General features: G+C 41.0%; 9 protein-coding genes. 7 read left to right on the forward strand and 2 right to left on the reverse strand.

Annotated elements, in window-relative coordinates; translation table 11 throughout:
• The first annotated feature begins 194 nt into the window (after positions 1 to 194).
• From fghA to BI198_RS07605, 3 genes are all read left to right on the forward strand, one after another.
• Positions 195 to 1,049, forward strand: coding sequence for an S-formylglutathione hydrolase (gene fghA, locus BI198_RS07595; RefSeq protein WP_070049011.1), 855 nt, complete (start codon positions 195 to 197; stop codon positions 1,047 to 1,049).
• A gap of 203 nt (positions 1,050 to 1,252) precedes the next feature.
• The gene (locus BI198_RS07600) at positions 1,253 to 1,678 is read left to right on the forward strand and encodes an HIT family protein (protein ID WP_070049012.1); all 426 of its coding nucleotides are present in this window, start codon (positions 1,253 to 1,255) and stop codon (positions 1,676 to 1,678) included.
• A 63-nt stretch (positions 1,679 to 1,741) separates the two neighbouring features.
• The gene (locus BI198_RS07605) at positions 1,742 to 3,730 is read left to right on the forward strand and encodes a bifunctional metallophosphatase/5'-nucleotidase (RefSeq protein WP_070049013.1); all 1,989 of its coding nucleotides are present in this window, start codon (positions 1,742 to 1,744) and stop codon (positions 3,728 to 3,730) included.
• Positions 3,731 to 3,764: 34 nt separating this feature from the next.
• Here the strand turns inward: BI198_RS07605 and BI198_RS07610 are convergent, their stop codons facing one another.
• Positions 3,765 to 4,193 (reverse strand): Lrp/AsnC family transcriptional regulator, encoded by a 429-nt coding sequence (locus tag BI198_RS07610; protein ID WP_070050746.1) that lies wholly within the window; start codon positions 4,191 to 4,193, stop codon positions 3,765 to 3,767.
• A gap of 189 nt (positions 4,194 to 4,382) precedes the next feature.
• On the opposite strand from BI198_RS07610, the gene BI198_RS07615 reads away from it, so the two are divergent.
• The 4 genes from BI198_RS07615 to BI198_RS07630 all read left to right on the forward strand — a co-directional run bounded on the left by BI198_RS07615 (position 4,383) and on the right by BI198_RS07630 (position 9,120).
• A complete protein-coding gene (locus BI198_RS07615; protein WP_070049014.1) occupies positions 4,383 to 5,588 on the forward strand; it encodes an aspartate aminotransferase family protein in 1,206 nt (401 codons plus the stop codon).
• Between the two features lie 4 nt (positions 5,589 to 5,592).
• Positions 5,593 to 6,627 carry an arginine N-succinyltransferase gene (astA, locus tag BI198_RS07620; RefSeq protein WP_070049015.1) on the forward strand — a complete coding sequence of 345 codons (1,035 nt, stop codon included), beginning with the start codon at positions 5,593 to 5,595 and terminating at the stop codon, positions 6,625 to 6,627.
• 102 nt (positions 6,628 to 6,729) lie between these two features.
• Complete coding sequence (locus BI198_RS07625) at positions 6,730 to 7,533, forward strand: DUF1338 domain-containing protein (RefSeq protein WP_070049016.1); 804 nt, start codon at positions 6,730 to 6,732, stop codon at positions 7,531 to 7,533.
• A gap of 129 nt (positions 7,534 to 7,662) precedes the next feature.
• Entirely contained in the window at positions 7,663 to 9,120 is a 1,458-nt protein-coding gene (locus BI198_RS07630) for an FG-GAP repeat domain-containing protein (protein WP_070050748.1), read from the forward strand.
• A gap of 86 nt (positions 9,121 to 9,206) precedes the next feature.
• Here the strand turns inward: BI198_RS07630 and BI198_RS07635 are convergent, their stop codons facing one another.
• Positions 9,207 to 12,383, reverse strand: coding sequence for an amidohydrolase family protein (locus BI198_RS07635; RefSeq protein ID WP_070049017.1), 3,177 nt, complete (start codon positions 12,381 to 12,383; stop codon positions 9,207 to 9,209).
• Positions 12,384 to 12,601 lie beyond the last annotated feature (218 nt).

The following is a 12,601-nucleotide window of genomic DNA, read 5'->3' on the forward strand; positions in this document are numbered from 1 at the left end:
TAGATTACAACACCCATTCTGGTTAGCCACAGTACTTGTCACAGTAATTGGTTCGCGCAAGTGCTCGTTCAGACATCCTGTGTAACCAGCTTGGGGTTCTAATCTTTGTTTATAGAAATCTATCTTTTAGCTAAGTATTAATAATTTCATTTTTCATATTCATATTTAGTTATTTCGGTGTTTTTGGAGGTTTTATGAGTCAAGATATATTAACTAAAGTCAGTGAACATCTGGTATTTGGTGGCAAACAAATCCGCTATGAGCACAGCTCGAACACGCTTAACTGTAAGATGCAGTTTTCAGTGTTTTTACCAGCAGAAGCAGAAACGGCAAAAGTGCCAGCTGTCTATTGGTTGTCGGGGTTAACCTGTAACGATGAAAACTTCTCAAGTAAGGCTGGCGCGCAACGTATTGCTGCTGAATTAGGTATAGCGTTAATAATTCCAGATACTAGCCCGCGTGGTGAAGGTGTTGCTGATGATGAAAATGCGGCTTATGACTTTGGTTTAGGCGCTGGTTTTTATGTTAATGCTACCCAAGCGCCTTTTGCCAAGAATTATCAAATGTATGACTATATCTTAAATGAATTACCGCAATTAGTTGAAGCGCAGTTACCGCTGTCAGATAAGCGGGCGATCAGTGGTCACTCTATGGGTGGTCATGGTGCTTTAGTGATTGGTTTACGTAATACCGAGCGTTACAGCAGTATTTCAGCGTTTTCACCTATCTGTAATCCCATTAATGCTGCTTGGGGTATTAAAGCGTTAACCGGATTTTTAGGCGAAGATAAGCAACAATGGCAGCAATATGATGCTTCTTTGTTATTAACAGAAGCTAAAACCTTATTGCCAATATTAGTTGACCAAGGCACCGCAGATAACTTCTTTCCAGATCAACTGCGCACAGAAACGTTAATTACCGCGGCTAAACAGCATGAGCAAGCGGATATCGAAATACGCTATCAAGAAGGCTATGATCATAGCTATTACTTTATCTCTAGCTTTATTGAGTCACATTTACGCTTTCACGCTAAGCATTTAAAAACTTAATTTTGAGATAACCAAACGGTTAAGTGCTAATACGTTAAATGCTAATATGTTAAAGGATAGAACTGTTCTATTATTAAGTATATTTAGCGCAAACCAGATAAAAGCAGCCAAGGTAAGTAACGCTATGGCTGCTTTTTTTTGCTTGTAACTATTTTTTTATAACGCAGGTATAATCAAATATTATCAATAAGTAGGAGCATTCTATGAACCAAAATAGTAGCTACGATGACAATAATGTATTTGCTAAAATTCTTCGCGACGAATTACCTTGTTTTAAAATTTACGAAGATGATTACAGTTTAGCGTTTATGGATATTATGCCGCAGGCAACCGGTCATGCTTTAGTGATACCTAAATTTGCTGCCGAAACCTTACTGGATATTCCTGCTGATATGCTGTCCCATACCATGACGACAGTGCAAAAAGTGATGTCAGCTCAAAAATCGACCTTAGGGGTGGAAGGCATTATTTTAATGCAGCTTAACGGTAAAGAGGCAGGGCAAACTGTACCCCATTTGCATTTTCATTTAATTCCAGAACATTTAGCTAAATTAAAGGGCCATAGCTCAGAAATGGGCGATATGGAACAAATTAAAGCTTTAGCTGAAAAAATCAGTACGGTGTTATAAGCCTAAGCTGATAACGCTACACTAAACACTTATTACTCAACACTATACTTAGGCTGGCTATTTATGCGCTTTATCTCAGTATTTTTATCTGTATTTATATTACTTAGCTGTAGCCAGCTACCACCAACCCAGTCAGAAGTGGGTTTGCGTTTAAGCCTTATCCATATTAATGATACTCACTCACATTTTGATCCCAGCCCAGCAATTGTCAGCGATGCTGATAAACAAGCACTCTATACCTATATTGGTGGCCATCCACGCTTATTAACCCAAGCTACTATTCTGCGCCAACAGGCTACGGAACAGGGTATACCGGCGCTATTTTTACATGGCGGCGATGCGTTTAAGGGGAGTGCTTATTTTGAATTGTTTGAGCAAGAAATTAATATTGATATATTAAATCGCTTACAGTTAGATGCGATGGCAATGGGTAACCATGAGTTTGATATTGGCCTAACTAAATTAGCTGACTTTATGGCTAAGGTTAATTTTCCCATACTTGCCGCGAATATTGACAGCCAAGCTGAACCCATTTTAAGTAATAGTATTAATTTACAGCCTTATCAATTGTTTATAGTAAAGAATAATCAATTTATGCCGCTAGCTGATATTAAGCAGGCGGCAGATCAGCCTGTAGTCGCAGTGTTTGGCTTAGCATTAGAAGATATGCGAGCTATTGCTACGAATACGGGCCATTTAGTATTTAATAATGAAATAGCTAGTGCTCAAGCCACTGTTAATGCGTTAACTAATATGGGTATTAAACACATTATTGCGCTCACCCACTTGGGGAGTCAGCGTGATGTAGCCTTAGCGGCTGGTGTTAATGGTATTGATGCCATTGTGGGGGGCCATTCTCATAGTTTATTAGGAGACTTTAGTCATTGGCATTTAGGCCAGCAGCCGGCGTATGCTGAGTTGATTACTAACCCTGACGGCAAAGGTAAAACCTGTGTACTCCAAGCCGGACAGTTTGCCCAAGCGATGGGTAACGCTATTATTGAGTTTACACCAGCAGGTGAGCTAGTAGCTTGTGTTGGTAATAATACTATTTTAGCCAGTAATGAATTTTATGTTACTGCTGCTCGTGATGTCGCGAGCCGTATTGCAGCAGAGAAACAAGAACAAACTGAGCGTTATATTGCCGCTTTACCCCGCACAGCCATCATGGCTGAAGATGCCACGATGCGGCAAGTATTAAATAGCCAATATTTACCGGCAGTACAACAGGCTTACGGTGCAGCAATTAGCTACACTGAAACGGTTATTAATCATGTGAGATTACCAGGCACGGGCGGTAGTGATCAGCATGGATCACAGTTAGCGGGATATATTGCTGATGGCATGACATTTTGGCTTAATCAACCGTCATTACAGGCTAAAACCGGTAAAAAAGTCGATTTCGCGCTGATAGGCGCCGGTAATATACGTGCAGCTTTGGAAGCAGGGACAGTTTATGAAGGCAATATTCGCTTAGAGGTACTGCCTTTTGACACGCCATTATCGGTAATGAGTATTCTTGGTGCTGATATCGAAAAATTATTAACCGATATTATCAGTGCTAGCTTAGTGCCGGGTGCGCATACCGGTAAATACCCTTATAGCGGTAATTTACGTTATGTCGCCCAGCAAACTGCAAGCGGTGAAGCTAAGTTAAGTCAACTGCAAGTCTGGCATAATGGACAATGGCAAGATATTGCAGCGGATACTGTCTATACCATGGCAACGACCAGCTATCTAGCTGATGGCAATGATGGTTGGCAACATTTACAGCATATCCAACAGCAGCACAGTGATCGAGTGGATATTATTTTACAGTCGACTCAAGCAATACAACAACCTAGTGTGTTTGCCGTAAAGCGGGTGAATGCCAAGCAAGACAGCAGTGGCGCCATGTCATATTTAGCTGAATATAAAGATGTACCCAGCTTACCCTGCAAAGCAGAAAATACTGATTGCAAAGCTGCAGCTCAAGCCTTTATCGACTATTTACAAGCTAAGCCTAATCTATGGCAAACACCACGCCAACCCACCGTGACGTTACAACGGTAAGCTGTAACGCTTTAAGCTGTATAGTTTTAAGGTGTTAACGCTTAAATTTAGTTTCTAAAATCACCGATGAATTGGTGCGCTCTACACCGTCTAAGTTACCAATGTCGTCAAGGATATGACTTAACTGCTCGGTGCTTTGGGCTTGCACTATGGCAATTAAGTCATACTCGCCACTAATTGCATACAGAGCCGAGACTTGCGGTAAATGTTTTAGTTCGATATTGGTTTTTGCAGTGAGTTTTTGTTTTACCTTAATACTGACATGCGCAGAGACTAATTCGGCAGAATATTTATCACCATAATCGACAGAATAACCTTTAATAACACCAGTTTGTTCTAATTTAGCAATACGGGTTTGCACGGTAGAACGTGATATATTTAGCGCCCTTGCTAAGTCTGAAATGCTAGTGCGCGCATTGCTTTTTAATAGCACTAATAATCTTTCATCTTCTTTAGTTATCATTTTGCTTTTTATATCCGTTAAAATGCACATTAAACTCGTTATATTGCTAATAATGCTACTGCAAATTGGCGCGTTAAACCAATATAATTGATAACAATCATGCTGACCACTATTAAGGTTATAACTAAAAGCGTTATAATTAGAACCGTTTATAGTGATGTCACTTTCAACCTATTCAGTGAGGTAACGATGCAAATTACAAGAAGTTTATTCGATGAAGTAATGGTACCTAATTACGCTCCAGCTAAATTTATTCCGGTTAAAGGCGAAGGTTCACGGATTTGGGATCAAGAAGGTCGTGAGTATATTGATTTCGCCGGCGGTATTGCCGTTACTTGTTTAGGTCATTGCCACCCAGTATTAGTTGGCGCATTAAAAGACCAAGCGGATAAATTGTGGCATTTATCAAACGTATTAACTAACGAGCCAGCATTAGCATTAGCCAAAGTATTAGTGGATAACACTTTTGCGGATAAAGTGTATTTTGCTAACTCGGGTGGCGAGTCGAATGAAGCGGCGTTAAAATTAGCTCGTCGTTATGCTAAAAATAAATACGGTGAGCAAAAAGACCAAATTATTGCCTTTAAACAAGGTTTCCATGGTCGTACCTTCTTTACCGTCACCGTAGGCGGCCAACCTGCGTATTCTGATGGTTTTGGTCCTAAGCCGGGCGCTATCGAACATGCAGAATTTAACAATATCGACAGTTTAAAAGCGTTAATCAGCGATAAAACTTGTGCGGTAATGATTGAACCGATGCAAGGTGAGGGCGGTGTTTTACCTGCTACACCTGAGTTTTTACAAGCGGTTCGTGAATTATGTGATACCCATAATGCATTATTAATTTTTGATGAAGTGCAAACAGGTGTCGGCCGTACCGGTAAATTATATGGTTATATGCAATATAATGTTGTGCCTGATATTTTAACTACTGCTAAAGCCTTAGGTGGCGGTTTCCCAATCGGCGCTATGTTAACTACAGACGACATTGCTAAGCATTTAGTACCTGGTACTCATGGTTCTACCTACGGCGGTAATCCATTAGCTTGTGCGGTAGCATTAGCTGCAGTTAATACCGTCAATACACCTGAAGTTTTAGACGGTGTAATGGCCAAAGCACAATTATTCCGTGACGGTTTAGCCAAAATTAATGAAAAATATAATGTGTTTGCTGATGTACGTGGCCAAGGTTTATTAATTGGTGCCGAATTAACAGCACAATACAGCGGTAAAGCGCGTGACTTTATGGTTGCCGCGGCTGACGAAGGTTTAATGGTTTTAGTAGCGGGCGCAAGCATTGTGCGTTTTGCACCCTCGTTAGTGATCCCAGATGCTGATATTGAAGCTGGCTTAGCTCGTTTTGAGCAAGCTATCGCTAAAATGGTTAAGGCTTAAACAGATGCTAGTGATCCGACCGATCACTAAGGCTGATTTTGCGGCGTTAAAGCAAATCGCGATTGAATCTGGCCATGGTTTTACGTCATTGCCAGTGAATGATCAGCGCTTAACGCAAAAAATCAGCCATGCCGAGCAAAGCATTATTGCTGATGTTAGCCAGCCGGGCGATCAAGGCTATTTATTTGTGTTAGAAGATAGCGAAACCGGTGAAATTGTCGGGACTACGGGTATTGAAGCGGCAGTAGGCACTAGCACGCCGTTGTATCACTTTCAACAAAATACCATAGTGCATCATAGCGCTGAGCTTAATGTTTTTAACCAATTAAGAACCTTAACGCTATGTAACGACTACACTGGCGCATCAGAAATTTGCACCTTATTTTTACGCGAAAGTTACCGCCGTAATCATGCTGGACGGTTTTTGTCTAAAGTACGGTTTTTGTTTATGGCCGAGCACCCTAAGCGCTTTTCTGACCGGGTTATCGCAGAAATGCGTGGGGCGGCAGATAAAAACGGCCAGCCACCATTTTGGCACTGGTTACAACAGCTATTTTTAACTATTGATTTTCCCACGGCCGATCACCTGATAGGCATTGGTAAAAAAGCCTTTATTGCTGAATTAATGCCAAGACATCCCATTTATGTTGGTTTGTTGCCTGAAGCAGCACAGCAAGTAATTGGCCAGGTGCATCAAAACACCAAACCTGCACTTAAAATGCTGGAAAGCGAAGGCTTTATTCATAAAGGTTATATTGATTTATTTGATGCTGGGCCAACTGTTGAAGCTCAACTTAAGCAAATTAAATCGGTAGCAGAAAGTAAAAAAGTGCCGGTAAAGATCACACCGATCCAAGGTGATTATACGCTGGCAGTGGCAAATACAAAATTAGAAAACTTTAGAGCCAGCTTTGCCAAGCAAGCGCAATATGATGCACAGCAAGGCGTGCTGCTTATTAGCCCAGAGTTTGCTGAATTATTGCAGCTTGAGCAAGGTGATATGGCTAGGTTTATCTATTTGGATAAAGTGTCAGCCTAGTGTAAGTGTTGCTTAGCTATAAATTAGGTGTTGTTTAGGTATTGTTTAGGCGCAGTTTAGGTCTAAGTCGTATTAATATTTAATAGTGGAAATAAATTTACCATGCATACAGATGTAAAAGCGCTTTTTGAAAACTTGTGGCAAAATTATGTTGAAGTTACCCCTTCAGCAAAAAGCGTACATAAGCTTTTAGGCTCGTCGCAACAAGACGATATTATTAATGATCACATTGCTTTGCGTACTTTTAATATTGAAAAAGTAGGTTTAGAAAAACTGGCTGCTCATTTTAAAGCTTTAGGTTATGAAGAGTGTGGTGAATACCATTTTGAAGCAAAGAAATTATACGCTAAGCATTATGAACATGCCGATCGTACTTTGCCTAAAGTGTTTATCTCAGAGTTACTGTTAGATAAGTGCTCAGATTATTTGCGCGAAACCATTACTGCGTTAGTGGCAAAAATACCTGAGTCTGCAGTAACCGCTGATAACTTCTTATACTCTGGTACGCACTGGCAGGTTGATCAAGCTACGTATGAAAAGCTGTTAGCAGAAAGTGAATATGCCGCTTGGGTAGCTGCTTGGGGCTATCGTGCCAATCACTTTACCGTTAACGTAAATGATTTAGATAGCTTTGAAACCTTAGAGCAAGTTAATAGTGCATTAAAAGCGGCCGGGTATTTATTAAATACTTCAGGTGGTGAAATTAAAGGCACCCCAGAGGTGTACTTAGAGCAATCATCAACATTAGCTGACTTACATCCGGTGCAATTTAGTGATGTAACTGCGACTATTCCTAGCTGCTTTTATGAGTTTGCCCGTCGTTACCCAATGAGCAACGGTATCTTATATACAGGTTTTGTTGCTGCTTCAGCAGACAAAATATTTGAAAGTACCAATGCGCGTTAATTAAGCCGTACTTTCTGCAATTACCTGCAAAAGCCAGCAATATATTGCTGGCTTTTTTGTTGCGCTAGTAAATGTATAGGCACTATGTTATTAATTCTACAGGCTGTTTTAATGGAGCGATTAAGCAGAATGCGGATTTATCTATTTATTAGTGTGTGTGTGTTTGCAATGTTCAGCTTAGGTGCTGCAGAAGTACGCTTAGATAAAGTTGATATTACCTTAGCTCATCCCGCTAATGGTAGCTTGCTGGCTATGCCAAAACGCCAACAACTATGGGTCTCGGGATTTAATCAGTATGAGCGCTGGTTAAGCCGGATCTCGTTAACCGATTTTACTGCTAACCAAGTTGCTATACCGGCTCAAGCGCAATTTTTTGCTAGCGCTACGTTAGCTAATCAGCGCCATGAACAATTAGTTTTCTTTACGACAGAAGGCGTAAGTTGGTTAAGTGAGACCGGCGAGGTTACACCTTTAGTTCGCAGCGACTCATTATACCGAGTTGTTGATAAATCCCGTTTACGAGACAATGATTTTGTTATTGCTTTAGGTTCAGGATTAAGTGATTTTTTAATCCCCGATTTTAATCATTTTCAGTTATTTCGCCAACAACCGGATGGTCAATTTAACCATTATCCGCTTAGCGTGCCAGCCTTAGTAAAAAACTGGAGCAAAGATCTTAACTATCAACCGCGTCCTTATTATGTAGTAGACGCTAATGCTAATGGCAAACTTGATATTGTAATGGTATTGCAAGGCCAGTTTTATGCTTTTTTACAACAACAAGATGGCAGTTTTTTAACCAAGGCAGAAAAATTAGCGTGGCCCATAACGCTATCCACTGAGCAAGAGGCTGATCAACGTAACGATGCTGGTGCCACTTATGCCGGTAAGAATATCGATAGTATCGCTAAGGTCACAGATATTGATGGCGATGGAATTGTAGATATTGTGATTGAACGCGAGCAGTTTATTGATGCTTTAGAGCGTAAAACCAGCTTTAGGGTGCACTATGGCCAAAAAACCACTAACGGTCTGGTTTTTCAGCCTGAACCTGATACCAGTATTAATACTGACTCTTCGCCAATAGACGTTAAAATTGCGGATATAAACGGTGATGGTCGGCAAGATTTTTATATTGCTAGCACCCATTTTGGTGTCGGCACTATTATTCGGGTGTTATTGCGTGGAAGTGCTAGTTTAAATGTCGATTTTTATTTGTTAAATGAAAATAGGCGTTACAACACTAAGGCTGATTTTCGCCAAGGGGCGACGATAGATGTCAGTATTAGTAATTTTCGCTTTGATATGCCATTACTGCAGTTAGCTGATTTAGACGCAGATGGTAAAAGCAGCCTGCTGCTAGGAGATGGCGCCAATAAATTGAAGTTTTACTTACCCGATAGTAAACGTTTATTTCAACGTAGTAGTATAGATATTAGTGTTGCCTTACCTCGTGATGCTAAGCAAGTCACCGTGCTTGATTTAAATAACGACAATAAACAAGATATTATTTTACCTTTCTCTAGTCAAGATACTGAGCAGCAGCGTAACCACTTAATATTATTATTAAGTAAGACTGAGCAGTAAGTTATTCTGAGTAGTAAGCAAAGCTAAAAAAAAGCTAACCGATTAGGGTTAGCTTTTTTGTTTAAAGCCTAGCTAAATAGTTTAGGCTAGTTAGGTGTTTCTTCAAAGGCGAAAGGTTGCCGTTTGTGATCACGCAAACCAATTTCATCTAGCGTATTGGCATCAAATAAACGGCCATTAACCATGGTATGAGTCACTTTATCGGTAACCCTAATATCTTTTAGTGGGTCACCATCAATCACAATAAGATCGGCCAACTTACCCGTTTCTAAACTGCCTAGTTGATGATCCATACCAAAAGTTTTAGCTGGGTTAATCGTCGCGGTTTTTAATGCTTCTAAGGGTGTCATGCCGCCTTGAGCAAACATCCATATTTCCCAATGCGCCCCTAAACCATCGCGTTGACCATGGGCGCCAATATTGGCGACTATGCCCAAGTCAGATAATTCTTTTGCCGTTTTAGCAATAGAAAAATGGTTGTAATGGTGCTCTGGTGCTTTAGGGCGACGCATACTACGGGCGGCTAGCGGATCTTTTGGTACTAAGTTTTGTAACTTAGGGTGGGCCCAGACATCGGTTTTATCGTACCAGTAATTTTCACCCCAAATGCCGCCATAGGCCACCACTAATGTTGGTGTATAGGCCGTCTCACTGGCTTGCCATAGCTGTTTGATATCGTCGTATATCACTGCCGCTGGTAATGAGTGTTCAATGGTGGTGTGGCCATCGACTATCATGCTTAAGTTATGCTGCATTAACGAGCCGCCTTCAGGCACTACCATCATGTCTAATTCACGGGCTGCCTGAATAACTTGTTGGCGCTGATTTCGTCTTGGTTGGTTATAGCTTTTAACACTAAAAGCACCGGCTTTTTTTAGCCGTTCTAAATGAAATTTAGCATCCTCTAGGCTATCAATATGCGAAGTGTAACCTGCGCCTTCAGCACCATATAAAATAGTTCCGGTTGAGAAAATACGCGGCCCGGCAATAATACCGGCTTTTTGCATTTCACTGGCGGTAAATATTTCTCGAGTATCGTTAGAAGGGTCATGGATAGCGGTAACACCAAAGGCTAACGAGGCATAGTTTCGCCAATTTTGTTGCGGAATTAATTGATTACTGCCTTGGGCACCATGGGCGTGGGCATCAAATAAGCCAGGCATAATGGTTTTGCCACTAATATCAATCACCTTAGCCTTTACCGGAACCGCAATATCTTGCCGAGTACCCACGGCTATAATTTTGTTATTTTCCACAACGACTACGCCGTCTTGGATCACTTGATCATTGTGCATAGTAATGATTTGGCCACCAACAAAAGCAACAGTGCCTTTAGGTATGTCTGCGGCTATTTTAACACTAAGATTGGTGCCGTTTTCTACGGCAAAGTCAGTTGATTTAGTATCATCAAAAATGCCATTAATACTGGCGTGATACAGTTCTGGGCCTAAACTCCAATATAAATTACGGCTATCACTGCTCCAGCTTAGGTATTCACCCGCGCGAACTGATAGTTGCTTCACTGGGAATTGTTTATCTGTGCCACTAATATCAATGGCAGTTCCACGCTCAGTGAAAGGGGTAATAAACACTTTAAAGCGATCAGCAAAAGCTAAGAATTTACCATCTGGGGACAATTTAAACTCAGTACCAAACTTAGCCGTGTACAGGGTTTGTTGGCTATGCTTAGTTAAATCAATACGAATTAAGCTAGGCGCAGTGCCAGAATCCATGGCGTATACGTTAGCATTATCGTTAGTAAACATGGGCGCATAGCCATTTTTACTAATTAACGTGGCAACACCGCCATTATGGCTGACTTGATATAAGCCAGTGTTTAGTGACCATTCTTTGGCTAATAAACTGCCTCCTGCGACTTTACGATAAACGACGGTTTTACCATCTGGGCTAAATACCGGCTCGACATATTTACCAGGCTGTTCAGTTAACTTTGTGACTCGGCCATTGCGCAAGTTTATTATTTTTACTGTGCCTTGCTGCTGGTCATTCCAAGTGACATAAACTAGTTGTTTACCGTCACGAGAAAACTGCGGATAAAATTCAAATTCTTCTACTTGCTTGGTTAAACGACGCGGTTTAGGATCTTTTACATCGGTGATATATAAGTAACCCATGGCTGAAAATACCGCTTGTTTGCCATTTGGCGATACTTGTACAAAACGCAGCATCTTACTTTCAACAATATCTTGATCCAGATCTTGTTTAACTCTGACCGCGGTTTGAATTTGTTTATCACTATTCACTGAAAAAGGAATGTTAGTTATTTTTTTGCTGGCGACTTCTAGTTTGTGAATTTCACCACCGGCCCAAAATACGATAGCCTTATTATCAGGTGTCCAACTTAGGGTAGGGTATACACCGTGGATAGCCCAAGTTTCTTGCATATCGCGATCTAAAGCATCATATAGCTTTTTATGTTCGCCACTTTCTAAGTCATATAAAAATAAGCTGGTTTGAAAATCGACACGGCGAATATAAGCTAAATATTTACCGTCTGGTGATGGCGTTGGTCTAATCGCGCCACCAGGACCTTTTAATACAGTCTCGAATTTACCCGTGCTGCGCTCAAAACGTTTAATGGCATATATACCTGCGCCGGAATCTTTACTGTAATGAAAGGTTTTACCAGGGGTATCGTCTTGAGAAAAATAAATATAATCACCATCTGGCGAAAATGCGGGCTCGCCTAAATCTTTTTGATCATTACTACGAGTGGTTAACTTTAAACCTTCGCCACCAGCCTTATGGTATTGCCATACTTCACCAGCGCCTAAAGAGCGACTGGCGGTAAAATGCTTACGAGCAACGATAAAGTCACCATCTGGGCTCCAGGCGGGGCTATTAAGTAAGCGAAATGTTTCATTGGTTACGGCACGAGGTTCGCTACCATCGACATTCATAATCCAGATATTATCACCACCGCCTTGATCGCTAGTATAAGCAATGGACTTACCATCAGGGCTGAAGGTGGGCTGCATTTGCCAACCGATATCTTGAGTTAACGCTGTCGCCTTACCACCCCTAATAGGCATAGTGTAAATATCGCCCAGTAAATCAAAGACAATTGTTTTGCCGTCTGGGCTGACATCAATATTCATCCAGCTGCCTTGCGAGACATTAATATTAACGGTTTTAAACTCACCTTGCGGGGCATTTACATCCCATTTAACGCTTTGTGGCTCTGCTTGCAGCATACAGCTGCTCAGGGCTAGCGCTATAAGAGAGGGTTTAAGTAGCTTCATGGTAGCGTTCCTATAATTTCTTAGCATCGTTAGTAGGTTTACCTCATAGAGTGGCATAAACATAGCATTGAGTTAAGGCGAAAAGTAAGCTATTGCGTTAGAATTGCACGAAATGGGGATAAGTCTGGGTTTTTATTATAAAGCCTTAAAATTTAGCTGAATGCTTTAAGCCGACATCAGGTTTTAAGTATGGCTGGATTACAGACAATATAAAAATC

The organism is Rheinheimera salexigens (assembly GCF_001752395.1).
Taxonomy (GTDB): domain Bacteria; phylum Pseudomonadota; class Gammaproteobacteria; order Enterobacterales; family Alteromonadaceae; genus Alishewanella; species Alishewanella salexigens.